A 21,352-nucleotide genomic window follows, 5' to 3' on the forward strand; every position below is an offset into this window, starting at 1 on the left:
CCTCACGGGGACACAGAAGACCATGAGGAGCTTGCGGGTACGGGTGGCGATGGTCTCCGCGGCGGCGCCGGCGCTGTTGCTGGCCGGGTGCGGCGGCGGTGCCGCCGGGACGGCGGAGGCGTCCGGGTCCGCGTCGGCGGTGCCGGAGGTGTCGGCCGCCACCGCGGCGGCGAACCCGTCCGAGCCGGGCCGGTGCCACACCGCGGACCTGACCGTGACGATCAACGAGACGCGGGGCGGCGGCGCGGCCGGCCACCACGGCGAGACGCTCACGTTCACGAACGTGTCGGCGCAGGCCTGCACGATCCAGGGCTACCCGGGCGTGTCGTTCGTGACCGGTGACGAGGGCACCCAGGTCGGCGCGGACTTCGCCCGCGAGGGCGACCCGAAGAAGGTCACGCTGAAGCCGGGCGACTCGGCCCGCAGCGACCTGCTGCTGGCCGACCCGGGCGCGGCGAGGTGCAAGGCGACCGAGACGCGCGGTTTCCGCGTCTTCCCGCCGGACGAGACCGCGGCCATCTTCGTCAGCTCGCCGCAGCAGGCGTGCACGGAGAAGGACAAGGGCGTCGGCAAGGTGCGCCCGCTCGCGGCGTGACCACCGGCGTCGCCGGCGCCGGGACCCCGGCGCCGGCGACCCGGGTGGGTCAGCGGTTGGCGACCCGCAGCAGGTGGAACTGGGTGAAGCTGTTGAAGTTGTCGTCCGCGACCAGAACCAGCGACCGGTCGCCGTTCGGCAGGCGCGGTCCCCAGGTGATGCCCTCGACGTTGTCGACCTGCGTGCCGGTCGCGTTCAGGTCCAGCAGCAGCCGCTTCGGCATGACCCGCTCACGGCCGGTCAGCGCGTCCCGGCCGGCCGCGTTCGTGGCGCCGCGCGTGGTGGTCCAGAAGACCTGGACGGTGAAGCCGACGCCGCCGGCGAAGCTGCGCTCGACCGCCAGGTAGTCGGTGTCGTTCAGCGCGAGCAGTTCGGTCAGGCCACGGTCGGCGTACGGGTTCGCCGGGTCGGTGGGCGCGGCCGGGATCGCCTCGGTGCGGTAGACGTACTCCGCCCGGGTGCGGCCGGACGACCGGTCCAGCACCAGCACCCGCGCGCCGGTGCCCGCGTCCAGCGTGGCGATCGGGCCGTCCTGGGCCAGCGCGGCCTCGGTCGCCGCGACGATCGACCGGCCGTCCGCGGAGAGCGTCAGCGCCTCGAACGCCAGGTTGTTGCGCACGCCCCGGTTCGCGGCCGGCAGATAGGCGGCCGGCAGCCGGTAGTCACGGCGGAACGCGCCGTCCCCCGACGCCTCCCGGATCGTCGGCGCGAGGCCGGTCGACGCCGCGCCCTCACTGGTCCAGAGCAGCCGGTCCCGTCCGGCCAGCCGGATCGACTCCGGGTCGACCGTGCCGTTGGCGAACGGCGCGCCGTCCGCGCCGCGCAGCGTGGTGACGCCGGTGACCCGCGGCGCCGTCGCGGCGAAACCGGTCCGGTCGAGCGGCAGGCGCAGCGAGTACCAGCGGGCCGGGGCGAGCGCGGACCGGTCGTCGCTGATCGCCGTGTACGTCCCGGTGCGCGCGTCGTAGTCGATGCCGGACAGGCCGCCGAACGGCGTGCCCAGCTGCGTGCCGCCGGCCGGGACGGAGATCGTGTCGACGAGCGACAGCCGGGGGAGACCGGCGCCGTGCCCGTGTGCCTGCGCGGCCGACGGCGCGGCGAGCAGCGCCACGCTCGCGACCGCGGCCACGGTGGTGAGCCTTCTGTGGTTCATGACGACCAGTTCTGCCAGCCGGACATGAACTGAGGGTGTACACGGCGGACAATCGGTGTGCACCGGCGCTTCACGTACCGCCGCTAGGTTGCTGTTGATCTTTACTGCCGCGGTGTGGGGAGTGCGTCATGACGTTGCCGGAGTGGGCCGACCCGGCCGTGCCGGAGTCCGAACTGGACGCGCAGGGTGTCTCCCGCCGCGGTCTGCTGCGGCGTGCCGGCCTGTTCGGAGCCGGCCTCGCCGGGCTGTCCGCCGTGGGCCTCGCGGCGCCGGCCGCCGCGCACGACGGCCCGGCCGGCGACCCGGACCCGGACCTCGCCTGGCTGGTCGGCGACCACCACGTGCACACGGTCTTCAGCCACGACGCGAAGTACCGGCCGGCCGACCTGGCCCGGCGCGCGGCCCAGTTCGGCCTGGATTGGATGGTGTTCACCGAGCACAGCAACGTCGGGCACGCGGACGCGGGCGGCGCGCTGCGCGAGCGGGAGCTGATCCGCCGGGCGCGGGTGGAGAACCCGCGACTGCTGATCTTCCAGGGCCTGGAGTGGTACATCCCCGGCGCGGAGCACTGCACGGTCTTCACCGCGCCCGGCGACCACGAGGCGGAGGTGCTGCGCGAGTTCGAGAAGGCGTTCGACGGCAAGCTGCTCGGGCGCACCGACTCGTCGCCGGCGAACGAGGCACTCGCGGCGGAGGCGATCGCGTGGCTGGCCGCGCGGAAGCGGGCCGGTGCGATCCCGGACGTGCTGGTCCTGGCGAACCACCCGTCCCGGCTCGGCATCGACTCCCCGCACGAGCTGCGCGCCTGGCGGGACGCGGCGCCGGACATCATGATCGGCATGGAGGGCGCGCCCGGTGCCCAGGGCGCGGCCGTCCCCGGCCTGCGCGGCGCGGCGAGTATCCGCGGCGAGTACGAGAACAGGCCGTCCGCGCAGTCCTGGGGCGGATACCCGCCGGAGGCCTACGTGACCTACGGCGGCTTCGACTGGATGACCGCCACGGTCGGCGGCCTCTGGGACGCGATGCTCTCCGAGGGCAAGCCGTTCACGATCACCAGCAACTCGGACAACCACCGGACCGTGTACGACACGCTGCGCAACGGTGACTGGCCGGCCGGGCAGAACTTCGACAACACCGGCCAGCTGCCCGACCCGGTCGAGACCGGCACGGCCCAGCCCGGCAGCGACCTGTGGCCCGGCCAGTTCAGCCGCACCCACGTCGGCGTCACCGGGTACGGGCACCGGCAGGTCATGGACGCGCTCCGGGCCGGCCGCGTCTGGGTCGACCACGGCCAGCTCGTCGACGGCCTGGACGTGCGCCTCGAGGCCGGCGGCCGCCGGGCCACGCTCGGCGGGCGGCTGCGCGTCCGCCGCGGCACCCCGCTGACGCTGACCGTCACCGTCACCGCGTCGTCCCGGCCGAACTACCACGGCATCCTGCCCCGCCTCGCGCACCTCGACGTGATCCGCGGTGTGGTCCGCCCCGGCATCGGCCGCGACGACTGGCGGGCCCCGGACACCCGGGTCGTGCACACCGCGGACACCACCCGCAGGCGCGGCACGTACACGCTGCGGATCCCGCTCGGCGCGGCGCGGGAGTCCGGGTACGTCCGCCTGCGCGGCAGCGACGGCAACCACCACGGCCCCGGTCTGCTCGGCCGCACGATCGACCCGCACGGGCCGGTCGCGCACACCCCCGGCGACGGCGACCCGTGGACCGACACCTGGCTCTACACCAACCCGGTCTTCGTCGACGTGCGCTGAGACCCCCGCGGGTCGCCGTGCCCGGCGGCGGCCCGCGACCTCAGTCCGCGTAGCCGGCGGCCTGCAACGTGAAGAGCTCGGCGTAGCGGCCGCCGAGGCGCATCAGGTCGCCGTGCGTGCCGGCCTCGACGAGCCTGCCGTCGTCGAGCACGAAGATGCGGTCGGCGTGGCGGACGTTGGCCAGCCGGTGGGTGATCAGGATGGTGGTGGCGTGGCCTTGGCGGTCGCGGATCGCCTGGAAGAGCGCGTCCTCGGCGCGGGGGTCCAGCGCGGACGACGGCTCGTCCATGATGAGCAGCTCGGCGTCGCGGAGGAAGCCGCGGGCCGCGGTGATCCGCTGCCACTGGCCGCCGGACAGGTCCTGGCCGCTGGCGAACGTGCGGTCGAGCAGCGTCTCGTAGCCGTGCGGCAGTTCGGAGATCATCTGGTGGGCCGCGGCGCGGCGGGCCGCGGACTCGATGCGCGGCTGGGACGGCTCCGCCTCCGGGTCGCCGACCGCGATGTTCGTGGCCGCGGTGAACGGCCACTTGTGGTAGTCCTGCGTGACGACCGCGACCCGGGCGCGCAGCGCGGCGGCGTCCCACTCCGGTAGCGGGCGGCCGTTCCACCGGATCGTGCCGGAGGTCGGCTCGCGCAGCGCGGCGATCATCGCGGCCAGCGTGGACTTGCCGGAGCCGTTCTCGCCGACGAACGCGACGGTCTGGCCGGCGCGCACGGTGAGCGTCACGTCGTCGACGGCCGGCGTGTCCCGGTCGGGGTAGCGCAGCGTCACACCGCGGACCTCCAGCTCCTCCAGCGGTCCCGGGGCCGGCCGGTCCGACTCGGGCGGCATGTGCGCGGCGGCCCGGGTCATGAAGCCGGTGTAGTCGCCGAAGTGCTGGCCCTCGGTGTAGACCCGGTCGATCTGGAACGTCATCGTGGTCAGCGCGCGCTGCGCGGCCTGCACCGCGATCACGCAGGTGGCGGCCGCGGAGAGCGGGATGTGCCCGCGCAGCAGCAGCGCGCCGAGCAGCACGTAGACCGCGCCGGTCGCGACGCCGCCGATCGCCGAGCCCACGCTGGTCGACGTGGTCACCCGCCGGGCCAGCGCCAGCTGGATCGCGGTCTCCACGGACATCACCCGGTCGTACTGGTCGAGCAGGAACCGGCGCAGCCCGTAGGAGCGCAGCTCGTGCGCGGAGACCCGCTCGGCCATCAGGCGGTGCAGGATCCAGAGCCGCCGGCGGCGGACCGAGCCGGCGATGTACGTCCGGTAGCGCTGATGCCCGGCGCGCAGCGAACCCCAGGCGTTCGGCACGGTGGCGACCAGCAACGCCAGCAGCAGCAGCGGGTGGATGAGCACCACCGCGACCGCGACGGACAGCATCGACACGACGCCGGCCAGCAGGTTCATCACGCCCTGCACCAGGCCGATCGCGGACTCGGTGCCGCGGGACGCGCGCTCCATGTCGTCCGCGAACGCGTCCTGGTCGAACGCGTCCAGCCGCACCGACGTGGTCACCTCGAACAGGCCACGCTCGATCTCCCGGCTGACCCGCGGCGTGAGCCCGTTCTGCGCGTACCCGGTGGCGATGCCGAGCCCGGCCCGGATCGCGGTGGCCAGCGCGAGCGCGCCGAGCGCGGGCAGCGCGGCCGTCACCCGGTCGGGCGTGGGCCCACCGGCGAACAGCTCCACCAGCACCCGCTGAGTCGCCAGCAGCCCGAACGTGGCCATCACCCCTCCGCCGACGGTGGCGGCCCCGACGACGGAGGTCCGCAGCCGGTCCGCCCGCCAGCTGATCGCGATCGCCCGCCGGACCAGCGCCGGCAGCTCCGCGAACACCCCGAACAGTCCCGCGTCCGCCCGCCGCCGCAGCCCGGTCTCCCACCACATCGTGCGCAGCTCGGGCAGCACCGACTCCGTGTTCGCCGTCACCGACCCAGCATGCCTCACCGGGGGTGATCAATTCACTTCGATACGTGAGTGAACGGCGAGTGTGGACCCGGCCCTCGGGGGCGGCGCGGCCGGGGCGCCGGATCGATGAGCGGCGAAATCCGTCGGGTGTCGGGAGACCCGGGGCCGGGCGCCGGTGGGCCGAATAGGAAAGGGGGAGTGCGGGCATGGAGAAGCGCATGGTGCTCGGGGAGAACGCGACCGAAGAGGCCCTGTCCGCGCGGCTGCGGGATGAGGTGGCCGTGATGGAACGGGCCGCCGCTGACGGCCGTTACCGGGATGCGCTGGCGGCCGGCGAGACCGCGGGCGGGACGATCCGGCGGCTGCGGGAGATCGCGCCGGAGAATGCGAGCCACATCCTGGCCGCGGCCGGGCTGTTGCACAACCGATCGCATTTCCTGCAGCGTGTCGGAGAAAGCGACACCGCGGTGGCCGCGGCGGCGGAGTCGGCGGCGCTCTTCCGTGAGCTGGTGCCGGCCGATCCGGCGTTTTACCGGCCATATCTGGCGGATGCGCTGGTGCGCCTGGGTGCGGCCATTGAGGCGACCGGCCGCGCCGACGAGGCGCGCGAGCCGGTCGCGGAGGCGGTCCGTCAGTATCGGGAAACCATCTTCGACGCGCCCCGGCATCGGACCGGGCTGGCGCGCACACTCGTCCGGTTCGGGGAAATGTTGGCGGAGGCGGGCGAGCGGGATCGTGCCACCGAGGTGATGGCGGAGGCGGCGGACCTGTTCCGGGCCGCGGACGAAAGTGGCGAGGTGCTCTTCACGCCGTCGAATGCCGGGCCGATTCCCGCAGGCTGGGAGTTGCTGGTGGACGGCCCGGCCTTTGTCACGGCGCTGCGCAACCTGGCGGCCGCGAACAGCCTGGCCGGTCGGTCCGGTGCGGCGGTGACGGACTCCCGGGAGGCGGTCGACATCGCCCGGCAGGTGGCCCGGGCGCGGCCGATTTCCGCCGGTGATCTAGCAGATCTGCTGGTCGAGCACGCGCAGATCCTGGCGGAGGCCGGTTATCTCATCGAAGCTCGTAACAATGTCGAAGAGGCGATCGCCTGGTACGAGTCGGCGCCGGCCGGTGCGTATGAACCGCGATTGAGCTGGGCTTACGATGTTCGCGAAAGGATCGCGAGGCAATAGTCACGACACATCAATTTCCGGGCAGGTTGCGGGATATTGTGCGCTTCAGGCAGACTGCATTTCGGTACCCCATCCGTTTGCATTGTTCTTCCTGACCGGGAGTGAGCCGACGTGGCTAAGCAAGTCATCACGCTGTTGACCGACGACCTCGACGGCAGCGAGGCTGACCGCACCGTGGAGTTCGCGCTGGACGACGTGACCTACACCATTGACCTTTCCGAGAAGAACGCCGGCAAGCTGCGCAAGCTTCTCGACCCGTACATCGCGGCCGGCACCCGCGTGGGCCGCAGCGGAGCGGTGGCCGCGCAGCGCGGTGGCCGTCGCGTCGCCGGTGGCACCGTCCGGTCCAATCGCGATCAGAACAAGGCGATTCGCGAGTGGGCCGCGGAGAACGGTTGGGACGTTTCCGAGCGCGGCCGCATCCCGGCCAACGTGGTCGAGGCCTTCAACAAGCGGTAACTCAAGGGCGGAACCGATAGCCCATCCCCGGCTCGGTGATCAGATGCCGGGGGCGGGCGGGGTCGTCCTCCAGCTTGCGGCGCAGTTGCGCCAGATACTGGCGCAGGTAGTTGGTCTCCGTCCGGAATTGCGGGCCCCACACCTCCTGCAGCAGTTGCCGCTGGCTGATCAGCTTCCCCGGATTGCGCAGCATGATTTCCAGAATGTGCCACTGGGTCGGCGTCAGGCGCAGCTGTTCACCGTCGTCCCCGCGTACCGTGCGGTCCGCGAGGTCGACGGTCCACCGCCCGATCCGGGCCACCGGCGCGGTCTCGCCGGTGGTGTTGATCCGCCGGGTCACGGCACGGATCCGGGCGAGCAGCTCCTCCACGCCGAACGGCTTGGTGATGTAGTCGTCCGCGCCCGCGTCCAGCGCGGCCACCTTCTCCTCGCTGCTCGCGCGCCCGGACAGCACGATCACCGGGACCGCGGTCCAGCCGCGCACGCCGCGGATCACCTCGACGCCGTCCATGTCCGGCAGACCCAGGTCGAGCACGATCAGGTCGGGGTGGTGCTGCGCGACCGCGCGCAGCGCCGAGCCGCCGTCCGGCGCGACCTCCACGGCGTACCCGCGCGCCTTGAGGTTGATCCTCAGCGCGCGGAGGATCTGGGGCTCGTCGTCGACGACGAGGATGCGGGTCATTCGTCCTCCAGATCGAGATCGAACTGCTGCGGGGGTACGGCCGGGAGCGCCAGCACCATGGTCAGGCCGCCCCCGGGCGTGGCCGACGGGGTCAGCGTGCCGCCCATCGCCTCGGCCAGGCCGCGGGAGAGCGCCAGCCCGAGCCCCACGCCGGTGTGGTTGTCCCGGTCGCCGAGCCGCTGGAACGGCAGGAACACGGTGTCCCAGTCCTCCTCCGGGATGCCCGGCCCGGTGTCGATCACGCGCAGTTCCACCTCGCCGCCGTGCGTGCTGGCCGACAGCATCGGCGGCGCGTCCGGCGGGCTGTGCCGCAGCGCGTTCGCCACCAGGTTGACCAGCACCCGTTCGAGCAGGCCGGGGTCCGCGGTGACCTCGGGCAGGTCCGGCGGGATGTTGACCCGCACCGCGTGCGCGGCCGGCCCGATCTCGTCGAGCGCGCGCGGCACCGCGTCCTCCAGCCCGATGTCGATCAGCGACAGCCCGAGCACGCCCGCCTGCAGCCGGCTCATGTCCAGCAGGTTCGCCACCAACCGGCCGAGCTGGTCGAGCGACTCGTCCGCGGTGGCCAGCAGCTCGTCGCGGTCCTCGTCGTCGAACGCGATCTCCGCGTCCGCGCCGGACGCGCTGCGCAGGCTGGTGACGGCGGCCTTCGCGGAGGCCAGCGGCGTGCGCAGGTCGTGGCTGACCGCGGCCAGCAGCGCGGTGCGCATCCGGTCCGCGGCCGCCAGCGGCTTGACCGTGGCCGCCTCGGCCTTGAGCCGCTCCTGGCGCAGCGCGACCGCGGCCTGCGCGGCGAACGCCTCCACGATCCGCCGGTCGTCCGCGGCCAGCGGCGCGCCGCGCAGCGCCAGGCTGAGCGCGTCGTCGATCGGCACATCCACCTCGGCCTCGCCGGGCGCGGCGCACGGCGGCCCGCCGACACCGGCGACCACCTTCCAGGCCAGCGGGTCGCGGTGCACGTCCGGCCGGGTGCCCGCGTCGGGGTCGCGTTCCAGCAGCGTGACCGAGGTGAAGCCGAACGTCTCGCGGAGCCGTTCGAGCAGCGCGGGCAGCGGCCGGGCGCCACCGAGCACGCTGCCCGCGACCGCCGCGAGCGTGGTCGCCTCCGCGGCGGCCCGGGCCGCCTCCCGGGTGCGCCGCGCGGCCAGGTCCACGACCGCGCTCACCGACGCGGCGACCAGCACGAAGATGACCAGGGCGAGCAGGTTGTCCGGCTCCGCGATGGTGAACCGGCCGGTCGGCGACGTGAAGAACCAGTTCAGCAGCAGCGAGCCGCCGACGGCCGCGAGCAGCGCGGGCCAGAGGCCGCCGACCAGCGCCACGCCGACCGACGCGGCCAGGAAGAGCAGGATGTCCAGGGTCAGCGACAGCTCGCCGGGCAGCACGTGGACCAGCAGCGTGAGCAGCGGCATGCCGGCCAGCGCGAGCACGAACCCGGCGATCCGCCGCCCCCGGGACAGCGCGGTGCTGCCGTCGAACGACCGCCGCCGCCCGGTCCCGGCCCGTTCGTGGGTGACCAGGTGCACGTCGATGCTGCCGGAACGGGCCGTGGTGGTGACGCCGACGCCGGGGGAGAGCAGCTGCGCCAGCCGGCCGCGCCGGCTGGCGCCGAGCACCAGCTGGGTGGCGTTGACGCCGCGCGCGAACGTGAGCAGCGCGGCCGGGACGTCACCGCCGACCACCTGGTGGTACGTGCCGCCGACGCTCTCCACCAGGACGCGCTGCCGGGCGAGCAGCGCCGGGTCGACGCCGGCCAGCCCGTCGTTGCGGGACACGTGCACGGCCAGCAGCTCCGCGCCCTTGGTACGGTCCGCGATCCGGGCGGCGCGGCGGATCAGCGTCTCGCCCTCCGGGCCGCCGGTCAGCGCGACCAGCACCCGCTCCCGCGTCTCCCAGGTGTCGGCGATCTCGTGCTCCGCGCGGTACCGGCCGAGCTGGTCGTCCACCTTGTCCGCGAGCCAGAGCAGCGCCAGCTCGCGCAGCGCGGTCAGGTTGCCCAGCCGGAAGTAGTTGCCGAGCGCCGCGTCGATCCTCTCCGGCCGGTAGACGTTGCCGTGCGCCATCCGGCGGCGCAACGCCTCCGGCGTCAGGTCGGCCAGCTCCACCTGCTCGGCCGCGCGCACGATCTCGTCCGGCACGGTCTCCCGCTGCGGTACGCCGGTGATCTCCTCGACCACGTCGTTGAGCGACTCGAGGTGCTGCACGTTCACGGTGGAGAGCACGTCGATGCCGGCGTCCAGCAGCTCCTGGACGTCCTGCCAGCGCTTCTCGTGTTGTCCACCGGGCACGTTCGTGTGGGCCAGCTCGTCGACCAGCGCCACCTCGGGCCGGCGGGCCAGCACCGCGTCGGTGTCCATCTCGGTGAACTCGGCGCCGCGGTAGGTCACGGCCCGGCGCGGCACCACCTCCAGGTCGCCGATCATCGCCGCGGTCATCGGCCGGCCGTGCGTCTCGACGAAGCCGATCACCACGTCGGTGCCGCGCGCGGCCCGGCGAGCCGCCTCCTCGAGCATGGCGTAGGTCTTGCCCACGCCCGGGGCCGCCCCCAGGTAGATCCGTAGTTGTCCGCGTGCCACGCCCCTGATCCTCTCCCGCGCCCGCTCGCCGTGATCCAGGCGTCCCCCATGTCGTTCTAGCAGCATGCGGGACGCCTGGACCGGGTCAGGCGCGCGCGTCCAGCGCCAGGTTGAGTGCCAGCACGTCGACCGCGGGCTCACCGAGGAAGCCGAGCGCGCGGCCGGTGGTGTGCGCGCGGACCAGCGCGGTCACGTCGGTCTCGGCGAGGCCGCGCTCCCGGGCCACCCGCGGCGCCTGCAGCTCGGCATAGGCCACGCTGATGTGCGGGTCCAGGCCGCTGGCGGACGCCGTGACCGCGTCGGCCGGCACCGGCGACCGGTCCGGGGAGTCGCCGCGGACCGGCGTGACCACGCCGCCGGAGTAGTCCTCGCCCGGGTTCGCGCACTCCACGGCCGTACCCTCGAAGGTGGTCGTGAAGGGGGTGGCCGGGCAGGCCTGGTTGACGCTGACCGCGCGGGTGACGGCGCCGGTCAGACCGTCCGCGCGGAAGACGCTCAGCACCGCGCCGACACCGTCCGGAGTGCAGTAGGGACGCCGGCCGTCCACGCCCTCCAGCGTGCCGACCGCCAGACTGCGCGCGCAGACCTGGGTCAGCAGGCCGGGCGAGTCCGGGCCGTCCACCACGCTCTCCGGGCCGAGGTTGGACGCGCCGGTGGCCAGCGGGTCGTAGCCCGCGCCGCCGGCCGAGGGACGGGACTGGAAGTACCGGCGGATCGGGTTGCCGTCCGCGTCGGTGAAGTGCTGGCCGATCAGCGCGCTGCCGATTACGGTGCCGTCGCGGGTGACGAGCGAGCCCCCGGCCTTGCCGCTGAGCCCGGGCACCAGACCGACACCCACCATGACCAGGGGGTACGCGAGTCCGAGCGCGACGGTGAGGACGAGCAGCGCGCGGAGCGCCGCGAGGTGCTGGGAGATCCAGGAAGGAAGCCGCATGCGAATCAGAGCCCCGGGATGAGCGAGAGGAACAGGTCGATGAGCTTGATGCCGAGGAACGGCGCGACGACGCCGCCCAGGCCGTAGATCCAGAGGTTGCGGCTCAGCAGGGCGGCGGCGCTGCTCGGGCGGTAGCGGACGCCGCGCAGCGCGAGCGGGATCAGCGCGACGATGACCAGCGCGTTGAAGACGACCGCGGCCAGGATCGCGGTGGTCGGACTGGCCAGGCGCATGACGTTGAGCGCGTCCAGGCTCGGGTGGACGCCGGCGAACATGGCCGGGATGATCGCGAAGTACTTGGCGACGTCGTTCGCGACGGAGAACGTGGTCAGCGCGCCGCGGGTGATCAGCAACTGTTTGCCGATCTCCACGATCTCGATCAGCTTGGTCGGGTCGGAGTCGAGGTCGACCATGTTGCCGGCCTCCTTCGCGGCCGACGTGCCGGTGTTCATCGCCACGCCGACGTCGGCCTGGGCGAGCGCGGGCGCGTCGTTGGTGCCGTCGCCGGTCATCGCGACCAGCCGGCCGCCCTCCTGCTCCTTCCGGATCAGCGCGAGCTTGTCCTCCGGCGTCGCCTCCGCGAGCACGTCGTCCACGCCCGCCTCGGCCGCGATCGCCTTCGCGGTCACCGGGTTGTCGCCGGTGATCATGACGGTCCGGATGCCCATCCGCCGCATCTCGGCGAAACGCTCCCGCATGCCGGGCTTGACCACGTCCTTCAGGTGGATCACGCCGAGCGCCCGGGCCGGCGCGCCGTCGGTGTGCACGGCGACCACCAGCGGCGTGCCGCCGGACGCGCTGACCCGCTCGACCAGGTCCGCGATCGCGGGCGCGGGCGTGCCGCCGTTCTCCCGAACCCAGGACAGCACGGCACCGGCCGCGCCCTTGCGGATCCGCCGCACGCCACCGGCGGTGCCGGTCTTCTCGGCCGGGCCGGTCTCCTCGGCGGGAAGGTCGACGCCGCTCATCCGGGTCTGTGCGGTGAACTCGACGAACGTGGCCCGCTCCACCGCACGCTCGCGGAACCCGAAGTCCTTGGCGAGCACCACGACCGAGCGGCCCTCCGGCGTGCCGTCCGCGAGGCTGGAGAGCTGCGCCGCGTCCGCCAGCTCCACGTCGCCGACGCCGGGCGCGGGCAGGAACTCGGCCGCCTGCCGGTTGCCCAACGTGATCGTGCCGGTCTTGTCCAGCAGCAGCGTGCTGACGTCACCGGCCGCCTCGACCGCGCGGCCGCTCATCGCCAGCACGTTGCGCTGCACCAGCCGGTCCATGCCGGCGATGCCGATCGCGGAGAGCAGCGCGCCGATCGTGGTCGGGATCAGGCAGACCAGCAGCGAGACCAGCACGATGCCGGTGATGCCGTCACCGTCCAGCGCGAGCGTGTCCGGCGCCGCCGCCTGGTATCCCTTCGCGAAGATCGCCAGCGGCTGCAGCGTGACCACCGCGAGCAGGAAGATCACGGTGAGCGCGGCGAGCAGGATGTTGAGCGCCACCTCGTTCGGTGTCTTCTGCCGGTTCGAGCCCTCGACCAGCGAGATCATCCGGTCGATGAAGCTCTCGCCCGGCTTCTGCGTGATCCGCACGACGATCCGGTCGGAGAGCACCCGGGTGCCGCCGGTGACCGCGCTGCGGTCGCCGCCGGACTCGCGGATCACCGGCGCGGACTCACCGGTGATCGCGGACTCGTCCACGCTGGCGATGCCCTCGACCACGTCGCCGTCGCCCGGGATGATCTGCCCGGCCGTGACCTCGACGACGTCGCCCTGCCCGAGCTGGCCGGCGGCCACGTCCTCCGCGGTCCAGCCGCCCGGCCGGGCACCGGGTTCCCAGCCGGTGAGCCGGGTCGCGACGGTGTCCTTCTTGGCGGCGCGCAGCGTGGCCGCCTGCGCCTTGCCGCGGCCCTCGGCGACCGCCTCGGCCAGGTTCGCGAAGATCACGGTGAGCCAGAGCCAGACCGTGATCGCGACGGCGAACCCGGACGGCTCGGCGACCGAGAGCACCGTGGTGAACACGGCGCCGATCTCGACGATCAGCATGACCGGATTCCGCCACATGACGCGCGGGTCGAGCTTCGCCATCGCGTCCGGCAGCGAACGGATCAGCTGCGCCGGGTCGAGCAACCCGCCGCCGACCGCCCGCGCCGGCCGGTCCTGCCGCGGCGCCGGCGTCTCCGGCGCGTCGAGAGTACTGATGGTCATGATCGTTCACAGGCCTTCTGGGAGAGACGAAGATCAAGATCCGCATCGCGGTACGAGCCCACCGCGCCCGACACCCCGGCACACCCGGCCACCGCGGCCGGTACCTCGGTGCGAACCGCTGCCACCACCGCGCCCGCGGCACACCCGGCCACCGCGGCCGCAACCACGCCGGTAGCGGTTGTCGCGGCCGCTTCCGGCCGCACAGCTGTTGTGGCCTCGTTCGTGGCGTGCCCGGCCACCGCTTTCGGCCGGACAGCTGTCGCGGCCTTGTTCGTGGCGCGGCCGGCCGCCCCGGCCGGAACCACGCCGGGAGTGGCTGTTGCCGCCGTCGCAGTCCGAAGGGCTGTGTTCGCGCCGCGAACGGCTGCCGTGGCCGTGGTTACGCCACGAGTGGCCGTCGTGGCCGGTGCCGCGCCGTGAGCGGCCGTGGTGGCCGGTGGCACGGTGTGGGTGGCCGTGGTGGCCGGTGCCGCGGTGTGCAGGGGTGCTGCCGTGCGGGCGGGGACGCGCGCCGCGGACGGGGCCGTGCCGGTGGGCCGGCCCGCGTTCGGGGTGGGTGTGCGGGTCGCGGGCCGTTCGTGTGCGGGTCCGGTGCGCGGGTACGGGACTGGCGTGCGCATCAGAGGCCTTCCGCGAGCGGGCCGAGCGCGAGCGCGGGCAGGAAGGTGAGCGCGACCAGCACGACCGTCACGCCGGCGACCATGCCGACGAACAGCGGCCGGTGGGTGGGGAGCGTGCCCTCGGAGTCGGGCACCGGGGTCTGCCGGGCGAGCGACCCGGCCAGCCCGAGCACGAAGATGATCGGCAGGAAGCGGCCGAGCAGCATCGCCAGGCCGGTCGCGACGTCCCACCACAGTGTGTTGACCGTGATGCCGGCGAACGCGGAACCGTTGTTGTTGGACGCGGAGGTGAACGCGTAGAGCACCTCGGACAGGGCGTGCGGGCCCACGTTCAGCGCGGTGGACGCGTTGCCGGTGGCGAACGCGAGCGCAGTCCCGGTCAGCACCAGGACCGGCGTGATCAGGAAGTACAGCGAGGCAAACTTGATCTCCCGCGCGCCGATCTTCTTGCCGAGGTACTCCGGGGTGCGGCCGACCATGAGCCCGGCCACGAACACGGTGATCGTCGCGAGCACCAGCATGCCGTAGAGGCCGGAGCCGGTGCCGCCGGGCGCGACCTCGCCGAGCATCATGTTGATCATCGGCAGCATGCCGCCGAGCGCGGTGTACGAGTCGTGGAACGAGTTGACCGCGCCGGTCGAGGTGAGCGTGGTGATCGCGGCGAAGACCGCCGAGCCGAAGACGCCGAACCGGACGTCCTTGCCCTCCATGGCCGCGCCCGCCGCGGTCGGCACGGTGCCGCCGGCCCGCATCTCGAAGACCGTGGCCAGCACGATGCCGGCCAGCGCGAGCAGCGCCATCACGGAGAGGATCGCGTACCCCTGCCGCTTCTGGCCGACCATCCGGCCGAACACGCGCGGCATGCTGAACGGGATCAGCAGGATCAGGAAGAGCTGGACCCAGTTCGTCCAGGTCGCCGGGTTGGAGAACGGGTGCGCGCTGTTCGCGTTGTAGAAGCCGCCGCCGTTGGTGCCCAGCAGCTTGATGGCCTCCTGCGACGCGACCGGGCCGCCGGTGATCGACTGCGTCGCGCCGGCGAGCGTGGTCGCGTCGGTGCCGGTGCTGAGGTTCTGCACGACGCCGCCGAGCATCAGTACGAGCGCGCCGAGCACCGAGACCGGCAGCAGGACGCGGAGCGTGACCCGGGTCAGGTCGATCCAGAAGTTGCCGAGCTGGTCGGTCCGGGACCGGGCGAAGCCGCGGACGACCGCGACCGCGACCGCGATGCCGACGGCCGCGGAGACGAAGTTCTGCACGGCCAGCCCGGCCATCTGGACCAGGTGGCCCAGTGCGGACTCACCGGCGTACGCCTGCCAGTTGGTGTTCGTCACGAAACTGACCGCGGTGTTCCAGGCGACGTGGTCGGTGACCGGCGGCATGCCCAGGCTCAGCGGCAGGTGGTGCTGCAGGCGCAGCAGCCCGTAGAGGAACAGGACCGAGACGGCGGAGAACGCCAGCACGCTGCGGCCGTAGACGGCCCAGCTCTGCTCCGCCTCCGGGTCGACCCCGATGAGCCGGTAGATGCCGCGCTCCACCCGGGAGTGCCCGCGCCCGGAGACCACGCGGAACAGGTAGTCGCCGAACGGCCGGTGGACCGCGGCGATCGCGGCGACGAGCGAGACCAGGAAGATCACGCCCGCGACTGTGGTGTTCATGTCAGCGGCTCTCTCAGAACTTCTCGGGGAACAGCAGCGCGACGAGCAGGTAGCCGGTCAGGCCGACGGCGAGGACCAGGCCGATCAGGTTGACCGCGGTCACAGCCGGGTCACCGCCCGCAGCAGCAGGGTGAGCGTCGCGAACAGCGCCGCCGTTCCCAGCACGAATGCCACGTCAAGCATCGTGCGACTCCTTCGTCTCAGGTGCGTCCGACCGGCGGGTGCGCCGGTCGCCTGGGCAATGGAACGCCTGGTCGCGGCCGGATCGGGGAAACCTGACGCGTTGCATACGGGTCGCCGCGGTTTCTTGACGCGTTTTTCACGGCCGACCCTTTTGTCGGATTCCCGGGCGTGGGCGAGGTAGCGGTGTCACGCATCGTGATGTGACAATTCGTCATGTGCTCGTTTGTTGCGTGACCCGGCCCTGACTCCAGTCGCGTCGTGACGCGCGTGGCGGAAGCGGCCGGTGGGGGATTCGTCACTCAGCCGAAAGGGGAAAATGATGCCCCGGAACCAGAGCGCCGCCGTCAGTCGCCGCCGCCTCAGAACCGCGCTCCGCCGTCTCCGCGTCGCCCGCGACATGACCCAGCGCGAGGTCGCGGACGCCCTGCGCTGGTCCAGCGCGAAACTGATGCGCATCGAGGCCGGAAAGGTCAGCGTCTCGTTCACCGACCTGCAGGCGCTGCTGAAGCACTACGGTGTCACGGATCCGGCGCGGATCGACACGTTGAACGAGTTGTCGGTCGCGGCGCGCGCGGGCTCCGAGATCGGGGTGCGGTACCGGGACGTCCTGTCCTCGGGAATGATGGAACTCCTCGAACACGAGGAAAGCGCCGGTGCCATTCGGAACTTCGAGCCGCAACTCGTTCCCGGTCTGTTGCAGACGCCGGAGTACGCCTATTCCACTCTGCGTTTCCTGCCCGACGAGGAGCTTTCCGCCGAGGTTGTCGAGCGGCGGGTGCGGGCGCGCATGGAGCGTGCGGAACTGCTGACCCGTGACGATTCGCCGGACGCGTTCTTCGTCCTCGACGAATCGGTGCTGTGCCGGAAGGTCGGCGCCGAGTCGGGGGCGGACGGTGTGATGGCCGCGCAGCTGGAGCACCTGCGCGAGATGGCCGCACGGCCGCACGTCTCGATCCGGGTCCTGCCGTTCGGCGCGGGTCTCTACGGCGCGCTCCGCTCGCCGTTCGTGATCCTCGAATTCGACGACGAGCTGGACGACGGCCTGGTCTACGTCGAGTCACCGCAGGACGAGCTGATCATCCGGGAGGACGTCGAGTCGATCGTCCGCTACGCCGACCGGTTCCGCGCGCTGGAGAAGCGGGCCACGTCCCGGGAAATGCTCCCGGTGGTAATCGAGGCGGCACTGAATCGATTGGAGTCGCACTCCGTACTCGAGTGATTACGCAATGAATTGTTGTGGTTCGTGGCCTGGAGGAACGCCATGTTCCGGGCGTATGCTCCGGCCGTCGGGGGCGACGATTCCGGCGTTATGCGGGAGGGCTCATGTCCATTCGAGTTCGGACCGATGGCACATGGCGAAAAAGCACGCGGAGCGCACAGGGTAATTGCGTCGAGTGCGCGGCGAATGACACCCGGGTCCTGGTCCGCGACTCGAAGAATCCGGGCGGTCCGGCGCTGTCCTTCGGCCATGCGTGCTGGGGCGCGTTCCTCCGCTTCGTGGCACGCTGACCCGATCGCCGGGTGACGAGCGCCGGCGGCCGGTGGTCGGCTGTCGGGCGGCGGCCGACGGTCGCCGCCCGCCGAGTGCGGCCGGCTAGCGGTCCCGGTGCGGGACCGGGCTCCGCTCGTGGTGCGGGCGCCGGTGTGCGGCGACCCAGAGGCCGCCCGCGGTCAGTGCGCCGGCGCCGGCGCAGCACAGCAGCGTCAGCGTGCCGTCCACGCCCGCGACCACGCAGACGATCAGGCACATCGTGGTCGGCAGCAGCGCCGTGACCATCGTGATGAACCGGCCGATCGGCCGGGTGGCCTGGTGCCCGGTGCCGGTGACGGACACCCGGACGGCGAGCAGGTCGCGAATCGAGACGTCCGTGCTGGCCTCGAGGTTCGCCTGGTCGATGTGATCGTTTGTTCGTGCCCTTTTCGCCATGGTGGAAACACCGCCCGACAGGGATCTTGTAAGGTGACTGATCGTCGGCTTACTGATCGTCAAGTGGCACTCGGTTAGCCGACGAATCGTCTTGTCGCAAAGAGTAACCCATCAATCCGGCGCACGCATCGACGATGAACTTACGGTTATTGTCGGGAATTGCCGATCGCGGGATTCACGATACGGGTCAGGGATGAATGATCGCGGCGCCGGCGAAGAAGAGGACCACGCCGAGCCCGGTGCCCTGCGCCATGCCGATGCCCATCCGCCGGGAACGGGTGAAGATCGTGGCCAGGCCGCCGGTGAAGGCGGTGAGCACGCCCGCGCCGATCGCGAGGAACGAGAAGAACGGCGCGATCTCCGCCGAGCCGAACTCGCCGCGCTGGTTGAGCGCGAGCAGCGCCAGCAGCACCACCTGAGGGAGCAGGCCGCCGGCCAGGCCGCTCCACCACGGCCCGGCCACCGCCAGGCCGCCGTCCGGCACACGCCTGGTCCCCGCCGCTCGCCTGGTCCCCGCCATGCCGTCATTGTCCCAGCTCGGGCCGGGTCTCACGGCAGCTTTGGCGCCAGCAGCCGGGCCACGTCCAGCTCGCGGCCGTGATAGTCCCGGCCGTCCTCGACGTGCCACACCCAGGACAGCACGGACAGCACGAAACCCCAGGCCAGCACGCGATCGTACGGCAGCGCGAGCCCGTCGGCGACCTGCTCGACCCGGGCCGGGGCGAGCCGGGCGAGCGCGTCGTCGCGTACCCATGGATCGGGGTTGTAGAGGAACGCGCCCACCTCGGCCGCCGGGTCGCCGGTGCGGCCGTGCGGATCGATCGCCAGCCAGGGCTCGCGGGTGGCGGCGAGAATGTTGTCGTGGTGCAGGTCGCCGTGCAGCACCACGCGGGTGGTGGTGGACGCGCACAGCTCCCGCAGCAACCCGAGCGCCCGCACCACCGGGGCGTCCCCCGGATTCCGGGCCAGATGCGCCACGAAGTCGGCCGCGTGCCGCTCGACCGGCTCCAACGCGGCGTCCGGTTCCCACGCGGCGTCCGGTTCCCACGCGGCGTCCGGCTCCCGCGCGGCGTCCGGCTCCGCCGGGGCGGCCGGCGGTGGGGTGGGGTGGTGCAGGCGGCGCACGACGTCGATGAAGACGGCGGTCGCGGCCTCGTCGTCGTGTGCGGCCCGGGTGCGCAGCGTGCCTCCGGGCACGGCGCGCTCCAGCAGCAGCGCGCCCTCCGCGTCGTCGTGGGCGAGCAGCCGCACCGCGCCCCGGCCGCGGTAGTGGGTGAGCGCGGCCCGTTCCGCGCGCAGGTGCGCGGCCGACGGCACGCCGAGCTTGAGCACCGCGTCCGCGCCGGCCGGCGCGACCCAGTTGACGGTCGGCGGGAAGGGCGCGCCGACGGTCAGCCCCCACCGCGCCGCGACCGTCGCGACGCGGGCCGGAAGCGTGTCCAGCCAGCGGGCGCCGTCGTCGCCCCAGGTCTCGATCACGGTGCGGCGGAACGTGTCGGTGACCACGTCGGGGAGCCTAGACCCGCTGAGTAGGCACGCTCAGGTCGTTCGCAGCGTGGCGAGGCAGGATTCCGGGCATGGAGAACATTCTGCAGTGGACGGTGGCAGCCGGCGTCGGGATCCCGGACGGAGCGGGGACGGAAGGAATCCCGGACGGGGCGGAATGACCCCAGAAATCACGCCACGGTACGGCGTGAACGCACGGAACAGCGGGGAACTGTAGGGGGTGCGGCGGCCACCGTTCGTCGGTGGCCGCGCGCGGCACGGCACGCCGTCCCACGTCCTCGACGAGGCGGGCGTGCGACGGCGTAGCCGTGCTCAGGACGTCCGGCCGCGCGGCGGCACCGCTCTCCGGCCGCGGGGCGGAACCGTTGTCCAGCCGCGCGGCGGCGCCGTTCTCCGGCCCGCGGGGGAACCGTTTTCCGGTGCCCGCGGCGGGAACGGCGGTGCCGGCCGGGAGGAGGCGCCGGCGCGGTGTGGCCGGGCCGGGAGCGGACGGATCGCCGGGCAGGGCTGCCGGGTCAGGACGCGTTGACCGGCCGGCGGGTGATCGTGCCGCCCGGCTCCGGCCCGGCCGGTGGGTCGGCCGGCGGGCGGTGCAGCATGAAGAGCAGTTCGGCGCCGAGCGTCAGCGTGCTCACGAACGTGAGCCCGGCGCTGGTCGCCGCGGCCACCATCACGAGCCACAGCGCCTCGCCGGCCGCGGCCGGGACGGTGCCGCCGACCGCGGCGATCGGTCCGGCCGCGGCCAGCACGGCCGGGACGGTGAGGACGGTCAGCGCGAGGCCGGCCGACCAGTACACGGCGACGGCGTGCTCCGCGGGCGTGCGGCGGGTGAGCCGGTTGCCCGCGATCGCGAGCGCCACCGGCGGGGTGAGCGCGGCCAGCCAGAGCAGGAACACGGAGAGCCCGTCCATCTCCTCAGCCTAGGGTGCCCGCGCAAACGTCGCTCAGCCGAGGCTCGACGGATCCGTGTTCGCACCGCAGAGGATCACCGCGACCCGCTCGCCCTCGGCCGGCGTGTAGGCGCCGGAGGTGAGCGCGGCCAGCGCGGCCGCCGCGCTGTGCTCGACCACGATCCGGTAGCGGTCCCACAGGTGCTGCCGGGCCGCGATCAGGTCCTCGTCCTCGACGATCAGCGACCGCACGCCGGTGCGCCGGGCCATCTCGAACGCGATCTGGCCGATCCGGCGGGCGCCGAGCGCGTCCGCGGCGATGCCGGAGACCGGCACGTCGACCGGCTGGCCGGCGGCGAGCGCGTCGTGCAGCGAACGGGCGCCGGTCGGCTCCACCGCGACCGCGCGGGCCCGGCCGTCGAGCGCCGCCACGACGCCGGCCAGCAGCCCGCCGCCGCCGACCGCGACCATGACGGTGTCGAAGCCGCCGGTCTGTTCCCACATCTCCAGCACCAGCGTGCCGGCGCCCGCGGCCATGTCAGGGTGGTCGTAGGGGTGGCAGAACGTGGCGCCGGTGTCGGCCACCCGCTTCTGCGCCGCGTCGTACGCCTCCGCGAACTCGTTGCCGGTCTGCACCACGACCGCGCCGAGCTCGTGCAGCCGGCGCACCTTCGCGGGGGAGGAGATCACCGGCACGTAGATCTCGGCCGGTACCCCCAGTTGCGCGGCCGCGTGCGCCACCGCGATGCCCGCGTTCCCGCCGGACGCCGCGACCACGCCCGCGCCGGACAGCTCGCCGGACTCCGCCGCGGCCAGGATCCGGTTGAACGCGCCGCGTGCCTTGAACGTGCCGGTGTGCTGCAGGTGCTCCAGTTTGAACACGGTGGCGCCGGCGTCCGCCACCGGCAGCACCGGGGTGTGCCGCACCCGGTCGCCGATCCGCGCCGCCGCCGCGTCCACATCAGCTTTCGAGATCATGGGATCAGCGTATGCCCGGCGGGGTCCGTCGATCCGTACCGGTGTGGGTCGTTGGCCGGATATCGACGCTTGTCGGCCCGTTTCGGGGAGCATGTCAGTCACCCGGTCCGATGACCGACAGTCATGCGACCGTTCGTCTGAGTGAGATTCGGTGAACGCGGGGC

Annotated in this window: 19 protein-coding genes; 6 read left to right on the plus strand and 13 right to left on the minus strand. The window is 72.8% G+C overall.

What is annotated here, in order from left to right; genetic code table 11:
- The first annotated feature begins 22 nt into the window (after positions 1-22).
- The gene (locus J2S44_RS31440) at positions 23-595 is read left to right on the plus strand and encodes a DUF4232 domain-containing protein (protein ID WP_310421255.1); all 573 of its coding nucleotides are present in this window, start codon (positions 23-25) and stop codon (positions 593-595) included.
- A gap of 49 nt (positions 596-644) precedes the next feature.
- Here J2S44_RS31440 and J2S44_RS31445 read toward each other — a convergent pair whose 3' ends face one another.
- Entirely contained in the window at positions 645-1,748 is a 1,104-nt protein-coding gene (locus J2S44_RS31445) for an esterase-like activity of phytase family protein (protein ID WP_310421257.1), read from the minus strand.
- A gap of 128 nt (positions 1,749-1,876) precedes the next feature.
- Here J2S44_RS31445 and J2S44_RS31450 point away from each other — a divergent pair, with 128 nt between their 5' ends.
- The gene (locus J2S44_RS31450) at positions 1,877-3,511 is read left to right on the plus strand and encodes a PHP domain-containing protein (protein ID WP_310421259.1); all 1,635 of its coding nucleotides are present in this window, start codon (positions 1,877-1,879) and stop codon (positions 3,509-3,511) included.
- 40 nt (positions 3,512-3,551) lie between these two features.
- Here the strand turns inward: J2S44_RS31450 and J2S44_RS31455 are convergent, their stop codons facing one another.
- Positions 3,552-5,384: an ABC transporter ATP-binding protein gene (locus J2S44_RS31455; RefSeq protein ID WP_310430010.1), complete on the minus strand. Its 1,833-nt coding sequence runs from the start codon at positions 5,382-5,384 to the stop codon at positions 3,552-3,554.
- 227 nt (positions 5,385-5,611) lie between these two features.
- Between J2S44_RS31455 and J2S44_RS31460 the strand changes: the two genes are divergently transcribed.
- Both J2S44_RS31460 and J2S44_RS31465 read left to right on the plus strand, forming a co-directional pair.
- Positions 5,612-6,580 (plus strand): hypothetical protein, encoded by a 969-nt coding sequence (locus J2S44_RS31460; protein WP_310421260.1) that lies wholly within the window; start codon positions 5,612-5,614, stop codon positions 6,578-6,580.
- 111 nt (positions 6,581-6,691) lie between these two features.
- Positions 6,692-7,039: a histone-like nucleoid-structuring protein Lsr2 gene (locus J2S44_RS31465; RefSeq protein WP_310421262.1), complete on the plus strand. Its 348-nt coding sequence runs from the start codon at positions 6,692-6,694 to the stop codon at positions 7,037-7,039.
- A 1-nt stretch (position 7,040) separates the two neighbouring features.
- Here J2S44_RS31465 and J2S44_RS31470 read toward each other — a convergent pair whose 3' ends face one another.
- The 6 genes from J2S44_RS31470 to kdpF form a co-directional block, all read right to left on the minus strand.
- Entirely contained in the window at positions 7,041-7,721 is a 681-nt protein-coding gene (locus tag J2S44_RS31470) for a response regulator (protein WP_310421264.1), read from the minus strand.
- On the minus strand, positions 7,718-10,297 hold the full coding sequence (locus J2S44_RS31475; protein WP_310421267.1) for a DUF4118 domain-containing protein: 2,580 nt from the start codon (positions 10,295-10,297) through the stop codon (positions 7,718-7,720). Before J2S44_RS31475 ends, J2S44_RS31470 begins: the two co-directional genes overlap by 4 nt.
- A gap of 85 nt (positions 10,298-10,382) precedes the next feature.
- Positions 10,383-11,231, minus strand: coding sequence for a potassium-transporting ATPase subunit C (locus tag J2S44_RS31480; RefSeq protein ID WP_310421269.1), 849 nt, complete (start codon positions 11,229-11,231; stop codon positions 10,383-10,385).
- 5 nt (positions 11,232-11,236) lie between these two features.
- Complete coding sequence (gene kdpB / locus J2S44_RS31485) at positions 11,237-13,429, minus strand: potassium-transporting ATPase subunit KdpB (protein ID WP_310421271.1); 2,193 nt, start codon at positions 13,427-13,429, stop codon at positions 11,237-11,239.
- Between the two features lie 619 nt (positions 13,430-14,048).
- A complete protein-coding gene (kdpA, locus tag J2S44_RS31490; protein ID WP_310421273.1) occupies positions 14,049-15,704 on the minus strand; it encodes a potassium-transporting ATPase subunit KdpA in 1,656 nt (551 codons plus the stop codon).
- Between the two features lie 13 nt (positions 15,705-15,717).
- Complete coding sequence (kdpF, locus tag J2S44_RS31495; protein WP_310421274.1) at positions 15,718-15,807, minus strand: K(+)-transporting ATPase subunit F; 90 nt, start codon at positions 15,805-15,807, stop codon at positions 15,718-15,720.
- Positions 15,808-16,206: 399 nt separating this feature from the next.
- Here kdpF and J2S44_RS31500 point away from each other — a divergent pair, with 399 nt between their 5' ends.
- On the plus strand, positions 16,207-17,106 hold the full coding sequence (locus J2S44_RS31500; RefSeq protein ID WP_310421276.1) for a helix-turn-helix domain-containing protein: 900 nt from the start codon (positions 16,207-16,209) through the stop codon (positions 17,104-17,106).
- A gap of 104 nt (positions 17,107-17,210) precedes the next feature.
- Positions 17,211-17,396: a DUF397 domain-containing protein gene (locus tag J2S44_RS31505; protein WP_310421278.1), complete on the plus strand. Its 186-nt coding sequence runs from the start codon at positions 17,211-17,213 to the stop codon at positions 17,394-17,396.
- Positions 17,397-17,481: 85 nt separating this feature from the next.
- On the opposite strand, the gene J2S44_RS31510 is transcribed toward J2S44_RS31505, so the two are convergent.
- From J2S44_RS31510 to J2S44_RS31530, 5 genes are all read right to left on the minus strand, one after another.
- Positions 17,482-17,814 (minus strand): hypothetical protein, encoded by a 333-nt coding sequence (locus J2S44_RS31510; protein WP_310421280.1) that lies wholly within the window; start codon positions 17,812-17,814, stop codon positions 17,482-17,484.
- Between the two features lie 187 nt (positions 17,815-18,001).
- Positions 18,002-18,334, minus strand: a complete 333-nt coding sequence (locus J2S44_RS31515) for a hypothetical protein (protein WP_310421282.1) — start codon at positions 18,332-18,334, stop codon at positions 18,002-18,004.
- A 29-nt stretch (positions 18,335-18,363) separates the two neighbouring features.
- A complete protein-coding gene (locus J2S44_RS31520; RefSeq protein ID WP_310421284.1) occupies positions 18,364-19,320 on the minus strand; it encodes an aminoglycoside phosphotransferase family protein in 957 nt (318 codons plus the stop codon).
- Between the two features lie 515 nt (positions 19,321-19,835).
- Positions 19,836-20,231, minus strand: a complete 396-nt coding sequence (locus tag J2S44_RS31525; protein WP_310421285.1) for a hypothetical protein — start codon at positions 20,229-20,231, stop codon at positions 19,836-19,838.
- Positions 20,232-20,264: 33 nt separating this feature from the next.
- Complete coding sequence (locus J2S44_RS31530; RefSeq protein WP_310421287.1) at positions 20,265-21,188, minus strand: threonine/serine dehydratase; 924 nt, start codon at positions 21,186-21,188, stop codon at positions 20,265-20,267.
- Between the last annotated feature and the right edge of the window lie 164 nt (positions 21,189-21,352).

The organism is Catenuloplanes niger (assembly GCF_031458255.1).
Classification (GTDB): Bacteria; Actinomycetota; Actinomycetes; order Mycobacteriales; family Micromonosporaceae; genus Catenuloplanes; species Catenuloplanes niger.